24 protein-coding genes are annotated in these 23,795 nt (G+C 62.0%); 14 read left to right on the plus strand and 10 right to left on the minus strand.

Annotated elements, in window-relative coordinates:
• Nucleotides 1–128: 128 nt before the first annotated feature.
• Nucleotides 129–1,016: a LysR family transcriptional regulator gene (locus AWB68_RS11515; protein WP_087644471.1), complete on the minus strand. Its 888-nt coding sequence runs from the start codon at nucleotides 1,014–1,016 to the stop codon at nucleotides 129–131.
• A gap of 96 nt (nucleotides 1,017–1,112) precedes the next feature.
• On the opposite strand from AWB68_RS11515, the gene AWB68_RS11520 reads away from it, so the two are divergent.
• From AWB68_RS11520 to AWB68_RS11535, 4 genes are all read left to right on the plus strand, one after another.
• A complete protein-coding gene (locus AWB68_RS11520) occupies nucleotides 1,113–2,114 on the plus strand; it encodes an NAD-dependent epimerase/dehydratase family protein (RefSeq protein WP_087644472.1) in 1,002 nt (333 codons plus the stop codon).
• A gap of 207 nt (nucleotides 2,115–2,321) precedes the next feature.
• Nucleotides 2,322–2,576: a BufA1 family periplasmic bufferin-type metallophore gene (locus AWB68_RS11525; RefSeq protein WP_087644473.1), complete on the plus strand. Its 255-nt coding sequence runs from the start codon at nucleotides 2,322–2,324 to the stop codon at nucleotides 2,574–2,576.
• A gap of 46 nt (nucleotides 2,577–2,622) precedes the next feature.
• A complete protein-coding gene (gene bufB / locus AWB68_RS11530) occupies nucleotides 2,623–3,498 on the plus strand; it encodes an MNIO family bufferin maturase (protein ID WP_087644474.1) in 876 nt (291 codons plus the stop codon).
• Nucleotides 3,495–4,262 (plus strand): HvfC/BufC N-terminal domain-containing protein, encoded by a 768-nt coding sequence (locus AWB68_RS11535; protein ID WP_087644475.1) that lies wholly within the window; start codon nucleotides 3,495–3,497, stop codon nucleotides 4,260–4,262. The genes bufB and AWB68_RS11535 overlap by 4 nt, the downstream gene beginning before the upstream one ends.
• Before the next feature lie 28 nt (nucleotides 4,263–4,290).
• Here the strand turns inward: AWB68_RS11535 and AWB68_RS11540 are convergent, their stop codons facing one another.
• The 5 genes from AWB68_RS11540 to AWB68_RS11560 all read right to left on the minus strand — a co-directional run bounded on the left by AWB68_RS11540 (nucleotide 4,291) and on the right by AWB68_RS11560 (nucleotide 10,983).
• Entirely contained in the window at nucleotides 4,291–5,592 is a 1,302-nt protein-coding gene (locus AWB68_RS11540; protein WP_087644476.1) for an aspartate aminotransferase family protein, read from the minus strand.
• 39 nt (nucleotides 5,593–5,631) lie between these two features.
• Complete coding sequence (locus AWB68_RS11545; protein WP_087644477.1) at nucleotides 5,632–6,615, minus strand: oxidoreductase; 984 nt, start codon at nucleotides 6,613–6,615, stop codon at nucleotides 5,632–5,634.
• A gap of 109 nt (nucleotides 6,616–6,724) precedes the next feature.
• Nucleotides 6,725–7,633 (minus strand): alpha/beta fold hydrolase, encoded by a 909-nt coding sequence (locus AWB68_RS11550; protein WP_087644478.1) that lies wholly within the window; start codon nucleotides 7,631–7,633, stop codon nucleotides 6,725–6,727.
• Between the two features lie 114 nt (nucleotides 7,634–7,747).
• Nucleotides 7,748–9,046 (minus strand): MFS transporter, encoded by a 1,299-nt coding sequence (locus AWB68_RS11555; protein WP_087644479.1) that lies wholly within the window; start codon nucleotides 9,044–9,046, stop codon nucleotides 7,748–7,750.
• A 263-nt stretch (nucleotides 9,047–9,309) separates the two neighbouring features.
• Nucleotides 9,310–10,983 (minus strand): FAD-dependent oxidoreductase, encoded by a 1,674-nt coding sequence (locus AWB68_RS11560; RefSeq protein ID WP_087644480.1) that lies wholly within the window; start codon nucleotides 10,981–10,983, stop codon nucleotides 9,310–9,312.
• 269 nt (nucleotides 10,984–11,252) lie between these two features.
• On the opposite strand from AWB68_RS11560, the gene AWB68_RS11565 reads away from it, so the two are divergent.
• A complete protein-coding gene (locus AWB68_RS11565; protein WP_087644481.1) occupies nucleotides 11,253–11,891 on the plus strand; it encodes a hypothetical protein in 639 nt (212 codons plus the stop codon).
• 237 nt (nucleotides 11,892–12,128) lie between these two features.
• Here AWB68_RS11565 and AWB68_RS11570 read toward each other — a convergent pair whose 3' ends face one another.
• A complete protein-coding gene (locus tag AWB68_RS11570) occupies nucleotides 12,129–12,575 on the minus strand; it encodes an SRPBCC family protein (protein WP_087644482.1) in 447 nt (148 codons plus the stop codon).
• Between the two features lie 284 nt (nucleotides 12,576–12,859).
• On the opposite strand from AWB68_RS11570, the gene AWB68_RS11575 reads away from it, so the two are divergent.
• From AWB68_RS11575 to AWB68_RS11610, 8 genes are all read left to right on the plus strand, one after another.
• Entirely contained in the window at nucleotides 12,860–13,417 is a 558-nt protein-coding gene (locus AWB68_RS11575) for a carboxymuconolactone decarboxylase family protein (RefSeq protein WP_087644483.1), read from the plus strand.
• Nucleotides 13,418–13,455: 38 nt separating this feature from the next.
• Nucleotides 13,456–14,292 (plus strand): helix-turn-helix transcriptional regulator, encoded by an 837-nt coding sequence (locus AWB68_RS11580; RefSeq protein ID WP_087644484.1) that lies wholly within the window; start codon nucleotides 13,456–13,458, stop codon nucleotides 14,290–14,292.
• A 125-nt stretch (nucleotides 14,293–14,417) separates the two neighbouring features.
• Nucleotides 14,418–15,536, plus strand: coding sequence for an ABC transporter substrate-binding protein (locus AWB68_RS11585; RefSeq protein ID WP_087644485.1), 1,119 nt, complete (start codon nucleotides 14,418–14,420; stop codon nucleotides 15,534–15,536).
• 22 nt (nucleotides 15,537–15,558) lie between these two features.
• Nucleotides 15,559–16,497, plus strand: coding sequence for an ABC transporter permease (locus AWB68_RS11590; RefSeq protein ID WP_087644486.1), 939 nt, complete (start codon nucleotides 15,559–15,561; stop codon nucleotides 16,495–16,497).
• Nucleotides 16,494–17,285 carry an ABC transporter permease gene (locus tag AWB68_RS11595; protein WP_087644487.1) on the plus strand — a complete coding sequence of 264 codons (792 nt, stop codon included), beginning with the start codon at nucleotides 16,494–16,496 and terminating at the stop codon, nucleotides 17,283–17,285. The genes AWB68_RS11590 and AWB68_RS11595 overlap by 4 nt, the downstream gene beginning before the upstream one ends.
• A gap of 19 nt (nucleotides 17,286–17,304) precedes the next feature.
• Nucleotides 17,305–18,390 (plus strand): ABC transporter ATP-binding protein, encoded by a 1,086-nt coding sequence (locus tag AWB68_RS11600; protein WP_087644488.1) that lies wholly within the window; start codon nucleotides 17,305–17,307, stop codon nucleotides 18,388–18,390.
• 380 nt (nucleotides 18,391–18,770) lie between these two features.
• Nucleotides 18,771–18,908 (plus strand): DUF3563 family protein, encoded by a 138-nt coding sequence (locus AWB68_RS11605; RefSeq protein WP_087644489.1) that lies wholly within the window; start codon nucleotides 18,771–18,773, stop codon nucleotides 18,906–18,908.
• 148 nt (nucleotides 18,909–19,056) lie between these two features.
• Entirely contained in the window at nucleotides 19,057–19,866 is an 810-nt protein-coding gene (locus AWB68_RS11610) for an alpha/beta fold hydrolase (RefSeq protein ID WP_087644504.1), read from the plus strand.
• A 134-nt stretch (nucleotides 19,867–20,000) separates the two neighbouring features.
• Here AWB68_RS11610 and AWB68_RS46430 read toward each other — a convergent pair whose 3' ends face one another.
• A complete protein-coding gene (locus AWB68_RS46430) occupies nucleotides 20,001–20,432 on the minus strand; it encodes a hypothetical protein (RefSeq protein WP_160109999.1) in 432 nt (143 codons plus the stop codon).
• Nucleotides 20,433–20,514: 82 nt separating this feature from the next.
• Between AWB68_RS46430 and AWB68_RS11620 the strand changes: the two genes are divergently transcribed.
• Entirely contained in the window at nucleotides 20,515–20,808 is a 294-nt protein-coding gene (locus tag AWB68_RS11620) for a hypothetical protein (RefSeq protein ID WP_125482916.1), read from the plus strand.
• Between the two features lie 44 nt (nucleotides 20,809–20,852).
• Here the strand turns inward: AWB68_RS11620 and AWB68_RS11625 are convergent, their stop codons facing one another.
• Together AWB68_RS11625 and AWB68_RS11630 are read right to left on the minus strand one after the other, a co-directional pair.
• Complete coding sequence (locus tag AWB68_RS11625; RefSeq protein WP_087644492.1) at nucleotides 20,853–22,187, minus strand: MFS transporter; 1,335 nt, start codon at nucleotides 22,185–22,187, stop codon at nucleotides 20,853–20,855.
• 253 nt (nucleotides 22,188–22,440) lie between these two features.
• Entirely contained in the window at nucleotides 22,441–23,703 is a 1,263-nt protein-coding gene (locus tag AWB68_RS11630) for a citrate synthase (protein WP_200828676.1), read from the minus strand.
• Between the last annotated feature and the right edge of the window lie 92 nt (nucleotides 23,704–23,795).

A 23,795-nucleotide genomic window follows, 5' to 3' on the forward strand; every position in this document is an offset into this window, starting at 1 on the left:
AATGAGGCGTTGCTCGTGACGACAGCGGTGCGTCAGGCTGTGCCGCCACGGAGTTCGGCGGCGCGCGACGACAACAATAGCACTGCCGCCTCAACGATGTCGCCAAGCGAAGAATCGCGCGCTCGTCGCTACCTGATGTACCGCTCGAGCCCCTCGAAGAGGGCGTCGAACGTGACACGGCAACGAGGACTCGTGCGGAGGTCTTCATGCATCGTCACCCAGGTATCGAGCTGCAGCGAGAACTCGGCCGGTAACACACGCGTCAGCGAGTCGTCGCGTTCGGCCAGAGCGGCCTGGCAGAAGCCGATGCCCGCACCGCTGCGGATCAGCGCAAGCTGCGCGAGGTCGCTGTCGGTGCATATCGAGAACGCTTGGCGGTTGAATCCCTGCAAGGAGCGGCTCGCCGCGCGGACAAAGGCGCTCGGCTGGTCGTATCCGATCAGGGAATGCCCGGCCAGCTCGCTCGCCCGGCGCGGCGTCCCTTGCCGAGCCAGGTAGTCGTTGCGCGCATGCAGGCCGACTTCGATGCCGCCGACGCGCCGCGCAACCAGTTGCTCTTGCCCGGGCCGCATCATGCGCACTGCGATATCGGCTTCCCGCCGCAACAGGTCCTGTATGCGGTTGCTCAATACCAGTTCGACCTTCAGTTCGGGGTGATCCCGTCGCAATTGCCCGATGATGGGCGGCAGCACTTCGACGCCAACCACCTCGCTCGCCGACACACGCACCGCGCCGCGCACGCCTTCGCCGTGGGCCGTGGCTGCGCGTTCGAGCGACGCCGCGGTGCTCTCCATCGTCTCGGCGTAGGTCCGCAGACCCAGCGCTGCCTCGGTAGGGTTCAGGCCGACTTGCGAGCGAGTGAACAATGCGACGCCCAGGGCCTGCTCCAGCGCAGCGATATGCCGTCCCACTGTCGGCTGGGTGATGCCCAGAGCCCGAGCGGCGCCGGACAGCGAGCCTTCCTTGAGGACGCTGAGAAAGGAGCGGTAGAGTTCCCAACCGATATTCGAAGCCATACATCAATGTATAGCCGATCAACGAGATTCGGCAATTCCCGTTTAACCGAAGTCGCCCCAGAATGCAGCCATCGACGATCCTTCCTGGAGACAATCATGGCAGTCAACAACACGGTTATGGTCCTCGGCGCTACCGGCGGCATTGGTGGCGAGGTGGCGCGCCAGTTGCGCGACGCGGGGTGGAGCGTGCGGGCGCTAAAGCGTGGCGACGCGCAAGCCGTCGAGCGCAAGGACGGCATCCAGTGGCTGCGAGGCGACGCGCTCCACCGGGAGGACGTGATGAACGCGGCAGCCGGCTGCTCGGTCATCGTCCATGCGGTCAACCCGTCCGGATATCGCCGATGGTCGGAGCTGGTGCTGCCGATGCTCGACAACACCATTGCCGCGGCTACGGCTCAGGGTGCGACCATTGTATTGCCCGGCACTGTCTACAACTACGGCTCCGATGCGTTCCCGGTACTGACAGAAGACGCACCGCAACGCCCGGCGACGCGCAAGGGTGCCATTCGCGTCGAACTGGAGCAGCGGTTGAAGCAGGCCAGCCGCAAAGGGGCTCGTGTGCTGATCGTGCGGGCGGGCGACTTCTTCGGGCCGGCCGCAGGCAACAACTGGTTCTCGCAAGGTCTCGTCAAGCCGGGTCTGCCGGTTAGGACCATCCGCTATCCGGGGCGGCGCGGCGTCGGGCATCAATGGTCGTACCTGCCGGACGTCGGACGCACGATAGTTGAACTGCTCGCGCGCCGCGACACGCTGGATGCGTTCGCCCGTTTCCATATGGCGGGCCACTGGGATGCGGACGGTTCGCAGATGAACGATGCGATCCGTCGCGTGGTCGCGCGCCGAACCGGGACCGCGCCGCGTGTCGCGGCATTTCCCTGGTGGCTGCTCACGTTGGCCTCACCGTTCGTCGCAACGTTCCGAGAAATGGGCGAGATGCGCTATCTGTGGAAAACACCGGTGCGCATGGACAACGCGCGGTTGGTCGCTGTACTGGGCCGCGAACCCCATACGCCGCTCGACCACGCCGTCGAGGCGACACTGGACGGAATGGGGAATCTGGAATCGGTCGAACGGGCGAGCATCGAGGCAGTACGATAGTTGGTCGGAATGAGGTTGCGGGTTTGGTCGTCGGCAGCCGAGTCGAGGTGTGATTAGTGCTTGCCCCGTTTGATGCGCTCGGGTTTCTGTGGAACTTGAATTCGACTCGGTTTGAGGCAGAATCGACATCAGCGGCAAGCGCGTCAATTTGCTGGTTTTCATCAGTGCCCGTAGCAATCCGATGCTGCATGACTGAGGAGACGCAAGATGAAATCGAATCTCGGCCGGCGGGCTCTCATAGCGGCAGCACTCGCGGGTCTCGCCACGGGCGCCATCAATGCCGCTCACGCGGAAAAAAAGGTGCAGTGCTATGGAATCGCCAAGGCCGGCCAGAACGATTGCGCGAGCAAGACCGGCGTGCACGGCTGCGCGGGCGAGGCCAAGGTCGACAACGACAAAGGCGATTTCAAGAACGTGCCGGAAGGTACTTGCAAGGAAATGGGCGGCACGGTGGGCACCTGACACGCGGCAGGCGGACGAGCCGTGACATTTTCAGGCAGGATTTCAGATGAAGCTCGCTGAACCCGGCGCTTGCGCGCCGCCGGGCGTAGGGATCGGAATGCGGCATGCGCATTACGCGGACTTTCTGAACGCGACACCCGCGGTCGACTGGGTCGAAGTCCATAGCGAAAACTACTTCGGCGATGGCGGTTACGACTTGCACGTCCTCGAAACCGTGCGTCGCGATCTGCCGGTCAGTTTGCACGGCGTCGGGATGGGCCTCGGGTCGGCGAGGCCGCTCGACGCCGTCCACCTTGCCAGACTCAAGCGGCTGGTGGAGCGCATCGAGCCCGCGGTGGTCTCCGAGCATCTCTGCTGGAGCGCAACGTCCGCCGGCTATCTGAACGACTTGCTGCCGATGCCACTAACCGACATCGCACTCGATCACCTGTGTTCGCGGGTCGGCGAGACGCAGGATGCTCTCGGGCGGCCTGTGCTGCTTGAGAACGTCTCGACCTATATACGCTTTCGCGACGACCAGTATGGAGAGACCGCCTTTCTCGCCGAGCTTGCGCGTCGCAGCGGCTGCGGCGTGCTGCTCGACGTCAATAACCTGTACGTGAACCAGTGCAATCACGGCGAAGACGCGATTGCCGCGATGAATGCGCTGACTTCCGCCGTGGTCGGGGAGATTCATCTAGCCGGACATCGGGTGACGGACATCGCTGTTATTGACGATCACGGTTCGTGCGTCGCACCCGTCGTTTGGGCACTTTATGAATGCGCGCTCGATCGTTTCGGGAACAAGCCGACGCTGATCGAATGGGACACCGATGTGCCGCCGCTGGCGGTTCTTCTTGAAGAGGCGCACATGGCTCGCCGGCGTCGGATGGACCCCGGTGCAACGGCGTTCCGGAGTAACGGTGTCGAGTGCCAACCATGACTTCTGAACTCGAATCCTGTCAGCGAACGTTTGACCTCGCACTTCGCGACGCGAAGCTGGAACCAGCGCTGGCGGAACGCCTGAGCACCCCGGAAAGCGATGCCGTCCGACGTATCGGGCTGTACCGAGGCAACTTGCGCGCCCGCTGGCGCGCGGCGCTGGCGAACGCTTATCCGGTGCTGTCAGCCCTGGTTGGCGATGCATACTTCGACACGCTGGCGCACGCCTACGCTCGTGAACATCCGTCGCAAAGCGGCGATCTCAACGGCTTCGGTGCGAGCATGCCGGGTTTCATCGAAGCCTGCGAACCGGACTCGCAATACCGATACTTCGCTGACGTTGCGCGCCTCGAATGGTCGCTGCACGTGGCGTACTTTGCCGCGGACGTCATCCCGTTCACCCCGCAGCAGTGGCGTGATATCGGAAGCGCCGCCTTGCTGAACGCACCCCTGATCGTCCATCCGGCTTGCGCGGCGATCGCCTCGCAGTATGCGATCACCGATATCTGGCAGGCTCATCAGTCGGGAGGCGGTTTCCCGGAGTGTGTGGACATACCGGCGTGGACGCTCGTCGTGCGTCCGCTCTGGAAGCCCACGATAGTCGCTCACTCGGCGTCCGCGCATGCGGCGTTCGTTTCGCTGCAGCAAGGGCAAACGCTTGACGAGGCGCTCGATGCGGCATGCGAGATCGATCCAGGCTTCGACATCGCGGCGCAGTTGCAGACGTGGATAGCCACGTCCGCGATCATCGGCGCGGCCATTTAGGTTTTCCGTGAATTCCGGTCCGGGCTTATTACAGCGATCGTTCGATCGCCTGCCCGAGCAGTTCCAGCCCCAGGTCGATCTCATCCTCGTGGACGGTCAATGGTGGGGCGATCCGGAAGACACCGCCCATGCCGGGCAACTGCACGATGTTCATGCTGAGTCCCAGGTTCATGCACTCGCGGGTGATCTTCGCGCCGAGTCCATCCGCGGGTTCCTTCGTGCGGCGGTCCTTGACGATCTCCATGCCCAAAAGTAGCCCTCGGCCGCGAATGTCGCCGATGCACTCATAGCGTTCCATCAGATCAAAAAGGCCGCGCTTGAGCCGCTCGCCCATCAGGTTCGCACGCGCGACCAGCCCCTCGCGCTCGACCACGTCCAGCACTCGCAGACCGATGGCGGCGGGAAGCGGATCGGACACATGGGTCGTATAGAACAGGTAGCCCAATTCGTGTGCGCGCTCCTCGATCTGTGCGGAGGTGACAACGGCCGCGAGCGGCAGGCCGGCGCCCAGCGTCTTCGACAAGGTGAGAATGTCGGGCGTGACGCCGTCGTGCTGAAAGGCGAACATCGTGCCGGTGCGACCGATGCCGGTTTGCGCTTCATCGAGGATCAGCAGCATGCCGCGCGCCTCGCACTTGCGCTTCAGCGCGGCCATGTAGCCTGCCGGCAGTTCGATGATCCCGCCGGAGCTGAGGATCGGCTCGGCGATGAACGCGGCAAGATTGCCACTGGACTGACGATCGATGAGATCGAAGGCGTAGTCCAGTTCCGCCAGATAATCGTATGCACCGTTGCGCTCGAAACGCGGCCGGTACAGGAACGGCGCGGGAATCGCGAACGAGCCGACGCCTGCCGGACCGACGCCCTTGCGACCCGCGCTGTAGGTGGCGGATGCGGCGGCCCCCGTCATGCCGTGCCAGGACTGGGCAAAGCCAACGATTTCATATTTGCCCGTGACCAGCTTCGCCATCCGAATGGCGGCCTCGTTCGATTCCGCGCCGGTGCTGAGCAACAGAGCCCGGTCGAGTCCTTCGGGCGTGATGTCGGCCAGCCGGGTCGCCAGGTCGACCACCGGCCGCGAAAGCATCCCGCTAAAGAGATGGTCGAGCTTGCCGGCGTATTCGCTGATGACCGACACGATTTCCGGATGGCTATGGCCAAGCACTGCGCTCATCTGCCCCGAGGTGAAATCCAGGATCGCGCGGCCGTCGGCGTCATAGACAAAGCTGCCCTGGGCGCGCTCGATGATCATCGGCTCGAAGGTGGCGCCATAGCGAATGAGGTGCTGCCTGGCATTGCGCCAAAAAGTTGCGTCATCGTTCCGGGACACCGTGGTTCTCCTTGGCGGGTGGCGAGAATAACTTGCAGTCTAGATGGCTCTCTGCTTTGATGGAATCGAATAGTTCTTATGGAAGATCGCTGTTCCCGTCAACGCCTCGCAAACCTGCCAGAGACGTCTCGCATCGGCTTCGTTCCGCGCCTGAGAGGCAACCTTTGCCGGTCCCACCCGTTCGCCGCGAGCCTCGAACAGGCCAAGCGGACCATAGTAGCCGCCGTCGATGACATCGGGCGCGGTCGCAGCATAGAGCGTCGGAAGCGCGCCGTTTGAATCGCTGTTGAACAGCGCACCGATGACGCTCCCCAGGACGGAACGGGCTGCCCGGCTTGCGACCGGATGGCCGTCACGAAACAAGTTGGTATTGGCTACCCCGGGATGCGCGGCAACCGACATCACGCGCGATCGGGACGCGCGCAAGCGCCGATCGAGTTCGAACGCAAACATGAGGTTCGCCAGTTTCGACTGCCGATAAGCGGACATCGGCCCATAGCGACGCGTCGACTGGAGGTCATCGAAGTTGAGCCGACCCTTCTTGTGGGCGATAGAGGCAATCGTTACCACCCGCGGTCGTTCCGAGGAATGATCCGCGGCTGCCTCCATCGCGGGGAGCAGCAGCGCGGTCAGCGCGAAATGCCCGAGCATGTTGGTGCCGAACTGAAGTTCAAAACCGTCGGTTGTTTCAACGCGCCGGGGAGGCGCCATGACGCCAGCGTTGTTGACGAGGATGTCGAGCGGCAGGCGTAACGAAAGCTGTCGGTTGGCAAAAGCGCGCACCGACTCGAGGCTGGCGAGATCAAGCCGTTCAAGCTCCACTCGCGCGCCCGGGACTTCCCTTCGCAGGCGAGCGATTGCGCCCGCGCCGCGCTGCTCGTCGCGGCAGGCCAGAACGACCTCTGCGCCATGCCGAGCCAGGATCGCGGCTGTGTGATAACCGATGCCGCTGTTCGCACCGGTGATGATGACGCGCCGGCCATTCTGTGGCGCGATGTCGTCGAGGCTCCATTGTTTGCTCATGTGATTCGCCATTGCGGGGAGGGCATCAGGCAAAAGCCTGCCTGATGACTTGCCTTCAACGGTGAGAACCGGGAATGAGCGATTGGTTCAACTCAGGCGGAGACGTTCATTACATTCGCTCAGTCTGCGGGGTCACGAACACGGTTGCCAATCGATCACGGAACTCGAAGTAACAGTTCAACACGCCGCGCGGTGCCTCGACTTGCGGATAGTGTCCGACACCGGGCAATTCCGAGACGTCTGAACGTGGCACCAGTTCGCGATAGCGGTGGACCATATGGCTACCGGAGATCGGATCTACCGGGCCGACAATCAGCTTCAGTGGAACGTCCGTCGTCTGGAGAGCACCTACCCATCGTTCGCGATGCTCGATGCGTTCGGGGATGTAGTTGATCAGCTTATGCATGATTCGCTCGCCATGCTGTGCACGCAACAGGTCCCACATCGAATCGAGCGTTTCCAAGTCCGGCGGATACGCTTTCCCGAAAACGGCAGTCATGTTTTGCGAGAGCTTTTTCTTGCTCGTCAGGAACGATACAAGCGGCCCGATCGGCGAGAGCAGGAGCGACTGAATACGCACACGCCGGTGGGTTTCAGGGAAGAGGCCGCCGTTGAGGAGACAGACACTTTCAAGCTTCGGCCTGTCGGAACGTTCGATATCGCGAGCAAGCAGTTCTTGCGCCACTGAGTCGCCGTAGTCATGTGCCAGGATATGGAATTCGGTGACGCCAAGCATCGCCAGGAGCCGGTCGTATATATCGGCCTGGTCGATGATCGAGTACGTGTAATCGCGCGGCTTGTCCGAGTACCCGAAGCCGATCATGTCGAGCGTGAGCAATCTATAGCGCTTGAGCAAATCCGGCCAAACGTGTTGCCAGTCCCACGAGGCCGTGGGAAAGCCGTGGATCAGAAGCAGAACCGGTGCATCCTCCCGCCCCTCCTGACGCCAGAAGATTTTATGGCCGCGGTGGGTAAAGTACTCACCCTTGGCTTTCCATGCGTCTGTACTGTGTGTCATGTCTCGTCGTTCCGAAGGGCAAACGTGATGGCATTACGATAAGTCGCCGGACTACTGCCTTTGGCGCTCATGGATGTCTCACATCTCGCTAAAAGCGAAGCGACGCTATCTGCTTTAATCGGTTTTCATGCGAAGCATGACGACACTGGCCAGTATCAGGAGACCGGAGCAGGCGTAGAGTCCGTAGTCGAGGCTTCCGGTTGAAGTCTTGATGAGACCAATCGCATACGGACAGATGATTCCGGAAACAGCGCCCAGACTTGTAACGATTGCGATGCCGACAGCCGCCGACTCCTTGCGAAGAACCGAAGTGGCGACTGCCCAGAAGACCGGGAACGAAGAGATCACCGCCGCCAGGGACACGGAAATGAGGGCGACAGAGGTCCACAGCATTCCTTCCGTCCAGCTGCAGAGAGAGAGCGCTGCGGCAGAAAGCAGCACGGCGAACGCGAAGTGCCATCGACGTTCCCGCGTCCTGTCGGAGTGGCGGCTGTACCAAATCATCGCCACGACTCCGCACGCATAGGGAATGAGAGAGAGCGTCCCGATTCGTTGCAGGCTGACGCTTCCCGCCCGTTCGATCATCGACGGCATCCAGAAGCTCAGTGCATAAGCGGCGCAGCTCATCGCGAAGTAGAGTGCCGAGAGCCTGTAGACAGCCCTGTCGCGAAACGCTGTACGGTGCGAAGCGGTTTCCGCCGGAACGCCATGGGATTTTTCCGCGAGATCGCGCGCGATTGCCTCTTTCTCCGTGGCGGAGAGCCATCTCGCGCTGGAGGGCAGATCATCCAGCCATAGATACAGCACGATGCCGAAAAGCACAGTGGGCAAGCCTTCCAGCAGGAACATCCATTGCCACCCTCGCAAGCCGTGAACGCCGTCAAGGTTTTGCAGGATGAAGCTTGAAACGGGACCCGAGATCAAGCCCGCCGTGACGGTGGCGGCCATGAAGAACGCAACGATGCGAGCCCGGCGGTCAGCCGGAAACCAGAGAGTCAGGTAAAAGAGGATACCGGGAAAGAAGCCCGCTTCGAACACACCCAGGAAGAACCTCGCCACATAGAATTCGAGCGGGCTCGTTACGAACATCGTGCTCATTGAAACGGCGCCCCAGCACAGCATGATGCGAAGCATCGTTTTACGTGCTCCGACTTTCTTGAGGAGCATGTTGCTGGGCACTTCAAAGAGCACATATCCAACGAAAAACATGCTGGCGCCCAAACCGTATATGGCATCCGAAAAATTGAGGTCGGTTCTCATCTGCAGCTGCGCATAGCCGATGTTGATACGATCGAGGTAGGCCAGCACATAACAGATAAAGAGCAAGGGAACGACTCTTCGAGTCACCTTCTGGTACATCCTTTCGAGATCGGTCGACGAGCGTGTGCTCGGTAGTGCGGCAATGTCTGACATGTGGGTATCCGTCGCCAAAGGGATTGAGTGACCCAAGAGTAATGGTCGCCCTTCATCGCAACTGTAAGAAAATTAGCAATCGCGGGTTTGCCCGGTATGGCTGTCAGTCACTTGGGCGACGCGCTGCGACGGAAAGGTTTTCGATGGCCGAGCGGATCAGTGCCTTCGATCGGGAAGAATGACGAATCCATTCGGTAGCCGAATCGGATGCTGAACGTCGTCTGCAAGGGGAATATCGCCGGGACGTTCGATAGAGAGGGATCTCACCCGCGCAGAGCAAGATATTGGTGAACTGCCTGAATCGCAGCGGCCCCTTCTCCCACGGCAGCGGCCACTCTCTTGACTGAGCCACTCCGCGCATCGCCGGCTGAAAACACGCCGGCCCGGCTGGTCTCGAGATCATGCGGCGGGCGCTCTGCTGTCCACTTGTCGCCCGTACTCGCACCTGTCAGCACAAAGCCATCCTTGTCCAGGGCGACGCAATCGCCAAGCCACCGCGTGTTGGGCTGGGCGCCAAGAAAAAGGAAAATGTGCTGGATGGGCTTGTGTTCGATCTGCCCTTGCCGGTCCCACCGTATCGCTTCCAGTTTCGACTCGCCGCATAACTCGACGATCTGCGTCCTTGTGTGAAGCGTGATGTTGGACGTCGCGTTGATCCGTCTGATCAGGTACGTCGACATGCTCGCACTGAGTCCGTCGCCGCGAATCACGACGTGGACATGACGCGCGAACCGTGCAAGGAATACCGCAGCCTGGCCGGCCGAATTTCCGCCGCCGACCACGACCAACTCCTGGTTGTTGCAGAAGGCGCCCTCCATGAATGTCGCGCTGTAGTAGATCCCGCGACCCTCGAAATCCTCGAGGCGAGGAAGGTCCGGCTTCCGGTATCGCGCGCCGGTGGCGATGACGACGGCGCGCGCGTAAACGCCTTCATCATGATCGAGTCCGATATGAAACGATTCGGCGTTCGTGCAGTCGAGCTTCAGCGCCTCGATGGGCACGCCGACCTCGGCGCCAAACTTGCGACATTGGGACAGGCCGCGGCCAGCGAGCGCCTGCCCCGATATGCCGGTCGGAAAACCAAAGTAATTTTCGATCTTCGAACTGGTGCCCGCCTGGCCCCCGGGTGCCTTGGCATCCAGAACCGCCACCTTCAATCCTTCTGACGCTGCATAAACCGCGGCCGCAAGTCCCGCGGGTCCCGCGCCGACCACGACCAGGTCGAAGCGCTCGCCATTGAGCCTGTCCGGACTCAGGCCGATTGCATCCGCGACGGCCCTGTGGTCAGGTTGCCTCAGCACGATGCCTTGAAACGTGATCACGATAGGAATGTCGGTTTCCACTGCGCCATAGCGTGTGAGGAGTTCCTTTGTCTCGGCGTGCTCGACGATATCGAAGTAGGCCGAGGGTTGAGCATTGCGGCTCAGGAAATGGCGCAGGCGCAGGGTAGGGGCCGAGGACGTACTGCCAATCACGATCAGGCCCACGTGCTGGCCCTGGATGAAAGCGACCCGGCGCAGGATATAGGCGCGCATGATGGTTTCGCTCAAATCCGCTTCGGCGATCACGAGCGCGCGAAGTGATTCCTCGTCGATGACGATGACCTCACATTCGGAAACGGCGCGTGTCGTCGCGGCCGCAGCGCGTCCGGCGAGCGTGCCGACTTCCCCGGTGAACGTGCCGGGGCCATGTGTGCCGAGTACCCGGGTGCCCTGAACGGTCTCTCTGGATGCCTCGATCGTTCCGCTGAGAATGGCAAACATCCCGGTGTGCCGGTCGCCTTCGGAATAGAGGATGTCGTTGGTCTTGAGCTTGCGTCGCTCGCCGTACCTGTCCAATATTGTCAGTTGACTCTCGGCCAGCGCGGGATACACCTGATGGTAGCGACTGCCGCCCGGCGACAACTCGTTGGGATTGACTGAAGAGTCTTTGCTCATGGCGGAATCCATCAAGTCAAGACGCGATCCTTGTCGTGGAACTGCTGCATCCGGCATGCGTATGATATCTCCGGTAGGGCCATGCCGCCGAAGGCGACAACAGGTGTTAAATGACGAAGCCGGGCGCCGTCCTGATCTGGGCGACGCGCACGAGGCGAGGAGGGCGTTCAGTACAAAGTGCGCCATTGCGATGTAAGCTTGTGAACACAGTTTCGTCGGAGCAGGCCGGTTTCTCATGACGATGCGTTTTCGTGACTGAGGAGGCAATCGTGAACGAACATGCTTGTTACGAGGTCGTTCGTGCCTTGCTTGGCTGCTGGCCCGAACCGCTACTGGCGGTTGCGAAACGGGTCGGCATGCCAATTCATGCGCTTGATTCCTACATCGCCGGAGAGGCGGCGCTGGATGAGCATGTCCTGTCGCGATTGATGAAGCTCGTCGGTCTCGAATACGACGCTGGCAAGCTTTTGAGGGATGGGACTCACCCGGTTACGTCGGTCGAACATTACGTGCTCATTGCCGGCAATGAGACGGAGCGAGTCCTTGACGCGTACCGCTTCCTGATCGAACGTGGCCGGGCGACGACCAGCGTGGAGCTGCTGCCTGCCGGTCGAACGCCCGGGCATCGCTGGCGTTACCTGTGGATCACTCGCGTTTCAGAGGTGCCAAGCCTGATCTGCTTTCCGCGCATCGGGCTGGCCGCCAGCCTGCTGGAACGCGGCCAACTGATCGATTTTCGTGGTCGGTATTCGGTTGATCCGATCTTCTACGATGCGGTTGCGTCGTTGCGCGCGCATGTCGAACAACAACCAGGCAGGGTCCTCGTCGCGATGGAAGGCTTTTGCAAGCGATGGCAGAGCGACGTTACGCAAATCGGTGCGGCACTGGCGGATAGCGGCGCGCGATGAAGCGCTGAAACAGCGCGGAAGTCGGCGCGTCGGAGCGATCGCAACCGGCTTCGCGACAGCGCGGGAAAGGTAAAGCGCGCATGCGTGCCATCGTTGCAAACTTGCCGACCTGAACCGCCGTCGCGAGCGCGAAGATCCGGGACGCCTGCCGGATCAGGCGGTCTTTAGTAAGGGCGGCCGGAAGGTGACTTCGCGCGGCCGGGTTCGGCCACGACGCCGCCGGCGGCCCAGACGGCGTCAGTCGGGGATTTCGGGCTCGACCAACCTTGCTAGTTGGACCAGCGACTCCTGCCAGCCGAGGTAGCACATCTCCACCGGAATGACCTCCGGCACGCCCTCCTGCACGATGGTGAGCTCGGTTCCGCAGGACACCTGCCGCAATGAAATGGTGACGTGCATCTGCCCGGGCAGGTTCGGGTCGTCGAATCGGTCGAAGTAACGAATCTTCTCGAACGGCACCAGTTCCACGTATTCGCCGCCGAACGAGTGGCTGTTGCCGGTGTTGAAGTTGCGGAAGGACATCTTGTGCGTTCCGCCGACGCGGGCATCCATGTGGTGGACCTGACAGGTGAATCCGTAGGGAGGAAGCCACTTCGCTATGGCATCCGGTTCGAGGAACGCGCGATAGATGCGTTCGGGAGTCGCGCGCAGGACGCGATGGAGATGGACGGTTCCGGTAGTCATGTGTGCTCGCCTTTTCATTGGAGAAGTTGGACATACTCTCACGACGATTGTGCCGCGCCGGTATCGACTCGGGTTGGGATCAGGAAAAACCCGTAGGCGCCGGGTAATCGGCATCGACCATGATGAAGTCGACGAGCTTGAACCGGCCCGCGATTGTCTGCCGTTGCGGATGGCAAGTCCTCCGTGCGGCGATTACATCCGATGTAATTGGCGCACGAATCGACTGGTCCTACTCTCTGGCTGTCGCGCTACCCATCCGTAGCGCTCATCGCCAAGGAGATATCATGTCCAGCTATCCCGTACATACGATCGAATCCGCCCCCGCGCAATCGAAGCCTGTGCTTCGCCAACTCCAGCAGACGTTCGGCCTGATCCCGAACATCGCGGGTGCGATGGCCGCTTCGCCTGTGCTGATCAATGGCTTCATCGGCCTGTTCGAGCGCGTGCATGCGAGCAGCCTGACCGAGCCGCAGATTCAGACGCTGTTGCTGACCAATGCGGTCACCAACGCGAGCGAGTGGCCGGTTGCATTTCACACCGCACTCGCGCTGAAGGAGCGCGTGCATCCCGCGGATGTCGACGCAATCCGCCAGGGCAGCGAGCCGGCCGAGCCCAAACTGGCCGCGTTGTCGGCGCTCGCGCGCACGCTGATCGAAAAGCGCGGCCGCGTGGGTGTTCAGGAACAGCGGCGCTTCTTCGATGCTGGGTTCAGCGCCGAGCAGATCCTCGAAGTCATTGCAGTGGTCGCGGCGTCGACCATCACGAACTACACCGGCAGCGTTACGCATCCGGCGCTCGAAGCGCAGTTCGAGGAATTCGTCTGGCATGCGCCGGCAATTTGAGCGCCTTACAGTCATCCGTCTTGATTCGCTTCAATCCAATGACCGTCACTCGTCCCGATCCAAAGGCGCCACGTAGCGAACTTGGGGAATTATTGCGCTACTGGCGTGACGTGCGTGGCGTGAGCCAGCTCGATCTGTCGCTAGAGGCCGGCGTCTCGCAGCGCCAGATCAGCTTTATCGAGAGCGGACGCAGTGTGCCGGGACGAGACACGCTGATGATCCTCGCGCAGACGCTCGACGTGCCGCTGCGGGAGCGAAATGCACTGTTGCTGGCCGCTGGCTACGCGCCCCTGTATTCGGAGGCGCCGTGGAACGCCCAGGAGATGCATAGTGTCATCCGCGCGCTCGAGCGGGTCGTTCGCCAGCACGAGCCGTTTCCGGCGATCGTCATGGACCGCCACTGGAACGTCCTGATGACCAACGACGCGGCACCGCGCTTCTTCAACCAGTTCATCGACATGGCTTCCCGCGAAGGCCCGCGCAATATGCTCCATCTGATCTTTGATCCCAATGGGATGCGCCCGTTCGTGTCCGATTGGGACAACGTCTCGCGAAGCCTGTTGCAACGGGTGTATCGCGAAACGGTCGGCCACGTGATTGACGACAACACAACGCGCTTGCTCGATGAACTGCTCGACTATCCCGATGTGCCGCGCGACTGGAAAGCGTATAACGCGCCGTCCGCGATGCCGGTCATTCCGCTCGGTTTCGTCAGGGAAGGCGTCGTGCTTCGTTACTTTTCGATGGTCACGAGCGTGGGAACGCCCACGACTGTCGCCGCGCAGGAGTTACGGCTGGAGTGCATGTTCCCCGCCGACGATGCGACCGAAGCACGCCACCGGCAGTTGCTTTCGGCGAGTTCAAACGAACGTTGAAACCGGGGCGAGCGGCGTCACCGGCCCCCATTTTTTTACGGCTTGCAAATCCGGGTAATTGACTTTAGCCTGCATCGGCAATCGGCGGATATCCTCAACGCAGTACCTTTCGACATGGGACAGCAATGACGATGAAGCGTATCGGAGTAGGCAGTGTTCTCAGCATCTCCGTGGCGGCCGGCATGGCCGCAGGCGGAGTCGACACTGCATCGGCAGCGCCGCCCGACGCGCTGGTCGCCGCCGCCAAACAGGAAGGCCAACTCACCACGATCGCATTGCCGCACGACTGGTGCGGTTACGGCGCCCTGATCGCCGCTTTCCAGAAGAAATACGGCATCCACGTCAACGAACTCAATCCGGACGCAGGATCAGGCGACGAGATCGAAGCGATCAAGGCGAACAAGGGAAACAAGGGGCCGCAAGCGCCCGACGTGATCGACGTGGGCCTGTCGTTCGGGCCCGCCGCAAAAAAGGAAGGGCTGTTGCAGCCGTATAAGGTTGCCACGTGGAATGCGATCCCGGCTGAATCCAAGGACGCGGAAGGCTACTGGTATGGCGATTATTACGGCGTGCTTGCGCTCGAAGTCAACGCCGACATGATCGACAAGGTGCCGGCGGATTGGGGCGATCTGCTCAAGTCGGACTATAAAAACGCGGTGTCGCTTGCCGGCGATCCACGCTCCGCGAATCAGGCCATTCAGGCCGTCTATGCGGCGGGCCTCTCGCAAAGCAAAGGCGATGCGAGCAAGGCCGATCAGGCGGGCCTCAAGTTCTTCGCCGATCTGAACAAAAGCGGCAATTTCGTGCCGGTGATCGGCAAGGCCGCGTCGCTGGCGCAAGGCACGACGCCGATCGTCGTGCGTTGGGACTACAACGCGCTCGCCGATCGCGACACGCTCAAAGGCAATCCCAAGGTGCAGGTCGTCGTGCCGAAGACGGGCGTGGTGGCGGGCGTGTATGTGCAGGCGATCAGCGCTTACGCGCCGCATCCGAATGCCGCGAAGCTGTGGATGGAGTTCCTCTATTCCGACGAAGGGCAAATTGGCTGGCTCGCCGGCTACTGTCATCCGATACGCTATAACGAACTCGTTTCGCAGAAGAAGGTGCCGCAGGCGTTGCTCGACAAACTGCCGCCCGCATCGGCTTACAAGAATGCGGTCTTCCCGACGCTCGATCAACAGAACGCCACCAAGGACGTCGTGACCAAAAGCTGGGATCAGGTCGTCGGTGCGAACGTGAAGTAGCCCGGCCCACGAGAACGTTGCGATGAACGTCTCTCCGCGGCCAGGCGCAAGCGCGCCGGACCTGCTGGCGCCGGCCGCGCCGCTGCCGCCGTCCGCGCCCGCACGCGCGGGCGGCGGCGCGAGCTGGCTCACCTGGCTCGGCGTGTTGCCGTTCTTTGCGTTTGCGTTGCTGTTCCTGCTGATGCCCACGGCGTTCCTGATGGTCGGCGCGTTCCAGGATGCGCAAGGACACTTCACGCTCGCCAACTTCCGCGAGCTGTTCCAGCCGGGCGTGCTCGACGCCTACTGGATCAGCGTGAAGGTGAGTGCGGCGTCTGCTGCGTTCGGGGCGCTGTTCGGCTCGCTGCTCGCCTGGGCGGCCGTGCAGGGCCGCTTGCCCGGCTGGATCCGGCCGACGCTGTTGACCTTTTCAGGCGTTGCGTCGAACTTCGCGGGCGTGCCGCTCGCGTTCGCCTTCATTTGCACGTTGGGGCGCGTGGGCCTCGTCACGGTGCTGGCGAGGAAATACCTCGGCTTCAATCTCTATTCCACCGGCTTCAGCATCCTCAGCTTCTTTGGGCTGACGCTCACGTACCTGTATTTCCAGATCCCGTTGATGGTGCTCATCATCACGCCGGCGCTCGACGGCCTGAAGCGCGAGTGGCGCGAAGCCTGCGATTGCCTCGGCGGCACGGCCGGGCAGTACTGGCGCTATGTCGCGTTGCCGGTGTTGTGGCCAAGCGTGCTGGGCGCTGCGCTGCTCTTGTTCGCCAACGCGTTCGGCGCGGTCGCCACGGCCTACGCACTGACCGGCAGTTCGCTGAACATCGTGACGATCTTGCTGTACGCGCAGATTCGCGGCGACGTGCTGCACAACCAGAATCTCGGTTATGCGCTCGCGCTCGGCATGATCGTGGTCACGGGAGTATCGAACGGCGGCTATATCTGGCTGCGCGCGCGAGCCGAAAGGGGCCGCCGATGAAAACGCAATCGCGCACGGGCGCGTGGGTCGCGATGGTCGTCGGCACGCTGTATTTCCTGGTTCCGCTGATTGCAACCTTCGAGTTCAGCCTGCGGATGCGCCGCGATGCGTACAGCTTCGACGCTTATCGCGTCGTGCTCGGCGATCCGCACTTTCAGGCGTCGTTCGGCTATTCGGTGCTGATGGGACTGTTGACGATCGTGATCGGCGTGCTGCTGGTCGTGCCCACGGCGTATTGGGTGCAGTTGCGCTTGCCGAGGCTGCGCCCGATGGTTGAGTTCATCACGTTACTGCCGCTCGTGATTCCCGCGATCGTCATCGTGTTCGGATACCTGCGCATCTATAACAGCAGTTCGATCCTGCCGCTCACCGGCAACGAGCGGGCGACCGACCTGCTGCTGGTGGCCGGCTACGTCACGCTTTCGCTGCCCTACATGTATCGCGCCGTCGATGCGGGCATGCGCGCGGTGGACATCCGCTCGCTCACCGAGGCGGCCGAATGCCTGGGCGCGGGCCGCGCGACGATCCTCTTCAAGGTGATCTTTCCGAACGTGCGCTCGGGCATCCTGTCGGGCGCGTTCCTGACCTTTGCGGTCGTGATCGGCGAATTCACTTTCGCGAGCCTGCTGGACCGCCCGGCGTTCGGGCCGTATTTGCAATTGATTGGCGCAAACCGCGCCTACGAACCCTCGGCGCTCGCGATCATCGCGTTCGTCGTCACGTGGGCGTCGATGGGCTTGATCCAGGTATTCGGCTCGGCGCGCGCGCTGGCCGGCCAGAAAACTTGAGTTGTTGAGGTCGCGACGCATGGCATTCCTCGAGATCGACAAGCTTCACAAGGCATTCGGGCCGAACGTCGCGGTGCATCACTTCGACATGACGATCGAGCGCGGCGAGTTCATCACGTTTCTCGGTCCGTCGGGGTGCGGAAAGACCACCGTGCTGCGCATGATCGCCGGATTCGAGGCGCCCACACGCGGCACGATCCACCTCGACGGCCGAAACGTGACGCACCTGCGCACGCGCGAACGCGCAGTCGGCATGGTGTTCCAGTCGTATGCCCTGTTTCCGAACATGACGGTCGCGCAGAACATCGGCTTCGCGCTGAAGGTCGCGAAGCGCCCGCAGCGGGAGATGGAAGCGCGCGTCGCGGACATGCTCGACCTGATCAAACTGCCGCAGCTCGCCGAGCGTTATCCGTGGCAGTTGTCGGGCGGCCAGCAGCAGCGCGTGGCGCTGGGGCGCGCGCTCGCAAGCGAGCCGCGCGTGTTGTTGCTCGACGAGCCGCTATCCGCGCTCGACGCAAAAATCCGCGTCTCGCTGCGCGAAGACATCCGGGCCCTGCAGCGCAAGCTCGGCATTACGTCGATCTTCGTCACGCACGATCAGGAAGAGGCGTTGTCCATCTCGGACCGCATCGTCGTGATGAACGAAGGGCGCGTCGAGCAGGTGGGTTCGCCGCTGGACATCTACAACTTCCCGCGTACGCGCTTCGTCGCATCGTTCGTGGGTACGCTCAATATCCTCGCAGGCCGCGTGATCGATCCGGCCACCGGACGATTGGCCGTGGACGGTCAGGAACTCGTGACATCGCGCCCGTTGCCGCCGGACGATGCCGGCCGCGAGCGTTTGCTCGCGTTGCGCCCCGAGGCGATCGTGCTGGAGCCGCCCGCGAGCGGCCGCAATTCGCTGGCCGCTACCGTGGAGGAAATCAGCTTCCTGGGCGCTGTCGTGCGCATCCGCGCGCGGGTCAAGGATGCCGTGATCTCGCTCGACGTCTTCAACGACCCGAACCGGTTTCTGCCGGAACGCGGACAGCCGGTTGCGCTTGGCTTTTCGCACGACAACCTGCTCGTGCTCGACGAGAACGCAGACCGGGTTCCCGGTCGATGATCCAACCTGCCGATCCTGCGGCGATTGAAGTCGTCGTTTAGATAAACCGCCCCTGGATGCTTGCGTCGGAGGGCGCTCGCAAGAGTCTCCGTGAAAGCGCTCATCAGGGCTGGCGTCCCGCGCAAAACAATTGGACGCCTGGTCATTCACCACGACAGCTTGCGCGCGGATACTGACACTCAGGCGCAGTCATGACAACAACGGCCACGACATCGTCGACGAGCCAACAACAAACACAAAAGACCAGCACGAATCACGCAGTTTCTGACCCTGCCCGTCTTCAGCCTGCTCCGAAACGCTTCCCTTAAGCAAAATGCTTTGGTGCAAGACGCCCGCTCTTGCCGATATGCATTCGGACAGGTCATCGACCGGAGGACATCATGTTCATCTACCTTTTCTCGCTGCTGAAAAAGGCGCTCGAACGCGCTGAACACAGCCGTCGCGACGCTTACCTCGCGTCCGCCGTCGACATGAGCGAGCTCGAACGGCGCATGCGTTCGATGGAGGCGGACCGCTGACGCGGCAAGCAGCACCCGCCATCGACGCCGGACGCAGACCGCATGCGCGTCGGCGTCCCGATCATCGCCAATCGTCCGCGCCGCACCCATCGTGCAGAGTTTCCCTGCTCCGGCAGCCGGGCGCCCAACCCTGAGTGCCATGAACGACATGACTAGCCTTATCGCATCGCAAAGCCTCTCATCCCCATCGACGGTGATCGCCCTGCATTGCTCCGGTTCGGGAGCGGCGCAATGGCGCAAGCTCGGCGAGGCGCTCGGTTCGCGCCACGCGTTCGTCGCGCCCGAGCACTATGGCTGCGACAGCACGGGCCCGTGGAGCGGAGAGCGCGCGTTCACACTCGCCGACGAAGCCGCGCGGACCATCGGCATCATCGACGCCTCGCGCGGCAAGGTGCATCTCGTCGGGCACTCGTATGGCGGCGGCGTGGCATTGCGCGCGGCCGTCGAGCGGCCGGAGCGCATCGCGAGCCTGACGCTCTACGAGCCCTCGGCGTTTCATCTGCTAAAGACGATGGGAGCGCACGGAGCGCACGCGCTCGCGGAGATCATCGCAATCTCGAAGCACACCGCCGAAGGCGTGAGCTGCGGAGACTATCGGGGCGCAGCGGCTTCGTTCGTTGATTACTGGGGCGGGCGGGGCGCATGGGAAGCATTGCGGCCTTCAGTGCAGGCCGCGCTCACGCGCTGGGCGCCGAAGGCGCCGCTCGACTTCCGCGCGCTGCTCGACGAACGCACGCCCGCGAGCGCATACGCCAGCGTTCGGGTGCCCGCGCTGATCATGCGCGGCCAGCACGCGCCCGTCCCGACGCGCGCGATCGCAGAAAGGCTGCCGATGCTGCTTCCCGCGGCGCGTCTTGCGATCGTCGAGGGCGCGGGGCATATGGGGCCGCTCACGCACGCCGACGAAGTCAACGCGAAGATCGCGCGGCATATCGTGGAAGCGGAGGCGGCGGCTTGAGCGGGTAGGTCCCCGCTGGATGTCTCGACGGACAACGCGGTTGCCGTTCATCACCGGCCATGCGGACGGCGGGACCGCACACCGAGTCCTGCATCGTTGAGCGGCCACGTTGAAGTTCAAACGCAAGCGGTCGATCAACTAAAGAGTTTCTTCGCTTCGCCGAGGGCAAGCTTTTCGATTTCGTGCAACGTTAGTTTATCGATGTCGTGAGCCGACTCGATCGGCACCTGCACGCTGATGCTTTCACCTTTGGAACTGGAGAGGGCGACGAGAACACGTTGAGGCTGCGCTTGCCTGTCGATGCTGACGCTTTGGAGCCTGAGACTCATTTGATCCTCCATCATCTGCCATAGCAATTCTATTTCCATCGGGGCCGACGTGCACGCCGATGGATTGCGCCGGAGTAAGTCACTTTTTTGAAACCGCCGGCCGCGGTTCGGTGTCGAAATTGTATTTTGCTGCTTTGCACAAATGCGGCATACTTCATCGACAGAACGAAGCGCAGCACGCAAAGCGCCCGGACGCAGCATGGTGGAGACGATTGCGGCCGCTGCCCGCTCGTCCATGGCGAGCCGCGCAGGCAGTGTGCCCGAAGAAGCGACGAACCTTCGTCGTCGCTGAACCCCGGAGGCGGACGACATGCTGACTTTGACCGAATTGCAAAGCACGCTGGAAATCGAGTACGAACTGCAGCTCGAAGCGATGGACGAGCAGGCGTTGCGGGCGCTGCTCGCTGATCCAGTCGCGCTGAACGCGCGGCTGCCGGCTCATATGAGTCTCGCGGAAGGGAGCCGGATAGCGGAAACCACGCTGGAACAACTGCTCGCTCGCAAGTCGCCTGACGGCGAACCAGTCATTCCGGACAAGGCCGAGCCGCGCTGGGCGCAGTGGTTCAAACCCCCTTGGATACAGCTGCTTTTCGGAACACGCAAGGGCGAGTGAGCACGCTCGGCTGACCCGATCAATGGCTGATCGGCTCATCGAATTCATACCTGCCTCAACGCATCGAGATGAGACGATGCGGAGCGTCGATGGTCGATCGCGGAGATCGCAATGGCAGCGATGACGGCCGGAATCGCAATCGCATGGAAATCATGGGCCAACGGCAATTCCATGCCCACCAGCATACCGACGAGAACCGGCGCGGTAATGGCGCCGAGCCGTCCGACGCCTAGCGAGAATCCGACGCCGGTTGCGCGCATGGCTGTCGGGTAGTATTGACCGGCATAGGCGATCGTAACGATCTGATTGCCGATCGTCGCCGCGCCCGCCAAAGCCACGAGAACCATGGACCATGCCATCGGCAGACGATAGCCGAGCAGTGCAATGGAAACCGCCGCGAGCAGATACATGCCGACAAGCACGCGCTTGATGTGAAAGCGGTCTGCGAGCCAGCCGCCGCCCACGGCGCCGAGCACCGCGCCAAGGTTCAGCACGAAGATGAACGTCAGCGCGGTGTCGAGGCCGTAGCCCGAGCCGGTCATCAGCTTCACGAGCCACGAACTGAGCGCGTACACCATGAAGAGGCACATGAAGCATGCGAGCCAGAACATCAAGGTACTGCAGGCGCGTCCATTGTCGAAGAGCTGAGAGAGAACGGCTTCAGGCGGTTTTGTGCCGTCGGCAAGAAGGAACTTGACCGGCCCGTCGAAAGACAGCTGGGGATCGATTCGAAGGAGCAGACGCTTCAATTCGGCGGAGCGGTTCACCGTCATCAAATAGGGCATCGATTCGGGCAACGCACGCAAGACAAACGGTACGAGCAAGACGGGCAAGCCCGCTGCGAGAAATACGGATTGCCAGCCGTGGGCCTCGATCAGACCTCTTCCGAGCAGTGCGGCAAGCACGCCGCCAACAGAATAGCCGCTGAACATCAGTGTCACCATCGTACTGCGCACGCGACGTGGCGAATACTCGGTCATGTGCGCGACCACGTTTGGCATGACACCGCCCATTCCGAGCCCTGCGATGAAGCGGCTTGCGCTAAAGGTCAACGCATCATGGGTGAGACCCGCCGCCGCCGTAAAGACGCTGAAGAGCGCGAGGCAAACTGCAATCGTGCGGCGTCTTCCGATTCGCGCAGAGAGCGTGCCAAACAGAACGTTGCCGAACATCATGCCAAAGAGCGCGGCGCTGACCATCGCACCCGCTTTGGCTGGTGGTACCGCGAGATCCTTCATCATCGAAGGCAACGCAATGCCCGCAACCGCGAGATCGTATCCGTCGAAAACAATCATCAATGCACACCAGAACAGCAGGTTCCAGTGAAATGATTGCAGGCGCGCGTTGTCGGTCACTTGCTGCAGATCTATCGTTTGCATGGCCGGAATACCGCTGTCGAAAGTTGTCAACGCCACGCGATGAATGGCGTGGCACGTCTGAAGCGAAGGGGCGCAGCGCGCTTTCCGAACGCATCAGGCGGATGCATTCTCTTTCCTTCTCCTGACCGGATCGCGATTCGCGATCCGTGTCCAGATACTAGGGAGGTCAGAATTTTTCAATCAAGATTGATTTTCAAAATCGACTATCGGAAAAGCAGTGATCGGCCGCAGGAGCCGACGTGCGGGCGCGCGATCAGCCTGCGTTCGGTGCCGCCGAAACGTACTTCGCGCGCGGGCGCAGCATGAATGCCTGCATGCGCTGCTCGACGACATGTGCGCACCAGCCGGCCGTGCGGGCAAGAATCCACAATGCCGTGGCGCTACCTCGTGGCATGCCGAGCGCGCGCGTCAGAGGCACGAGAGCGACGGCGAGTCCCGGTGTCATGCCGTCGTCGATGCGTAGACGTTCGAGAGCCTTCAGTGTTTTGCGCACCGCTGGGTCGCTATCGCCGCAGCGGCCCGCCAGCGAAAGAATCGCTTCGGCTCGCGGATCGCCTGCCGGATATAGCGGATGGTTGAAGCCATACAGGCTTGCGCCGCGAGTGCGCACGAGTTCAAGGCGAGCATTCGATACGTTGCCACGGGGATCGTCGAATAGCTGAGTTTCCACGCGATCGGTGACCGCTCCCGTTGAATAGCCGACATGCGCGCTGATGGCTGCGGCGACACAGTTGCACAGCCCCGCATCGATCGATGCCGCAACGCGAGCCGCAAACGTGGCAGGTGCGAGTTCGTGATCGGCGAGAATCACGAGCGCTGAGTTGACCGCTTGCACCGTGGATGGCGTCACCGGCGCACCGCTCGCACGCAAGGCCCATTCGGCGATCGATTCGGCCGGTTTGCGCGCGACGTATCGCCCATTCTGCGAGACAAAGCCCAGACAACCCGTGAACGCGTGAAGGATCGTGCGCGTCATTTGCACCGTGGCGCCATCGGCCATTTCGATGCGGTTTCGTCCGCGCATGCCGAGCGACAACGCAACCATGGCAAGCAGATTGCCGATGTCATCGGGCGAGATGCTCCTTGCATGTGACGCGAGCAAAGCGGCAGTGTCGGCGGGAACGTCGCTGAGCGGCCAGTCGGCCTGCGTGTCCTGCCAGACACCCGTGATCAGAAAATGCACGACCACTTCGAACGCATGGCCCGCCTGCGCAAGATCGAGCGCGCGGCGGTTGCGATAGACGGGACCGCGCTCGTCGACATGGGTAATCGACGAGGCGACCACGGGCTCGCCCCAGCGCATTGAGGTGCCGGCGGTAACGGATCGCGGCAGCCTGCCGCGCCCTCGTGCCGCGAAGCGGTCGACGTCTTCGCTTGCGTAGAGATGGCGCTTGGTCCCAGCCACGGGAACGCTGCGAATCAGACCACGGCTTACGTAGGAATAAAGCGTGGCCACCTTGACGCCGAGCGTCGCGAGCGCTTCTTCTCGGGTCAGGAAGTCGTTCTGTTTCTTCATGTCGATTTTAAAAATCAATCTTGATCAACCCTGACCGGGATATCTAGTATTCGCACAAGGACGCCGGGGTGAATCGAGTATAGCCACGATCC

This window comes from Caballeronia choica (assembly GCF_001544535.1).
GTDB lineage: Bacteria > Pseudomonadota > Gammaproteobacteria > Burkholderiales > Burkholderiaceae > Caballeronia > Caballeronia choica.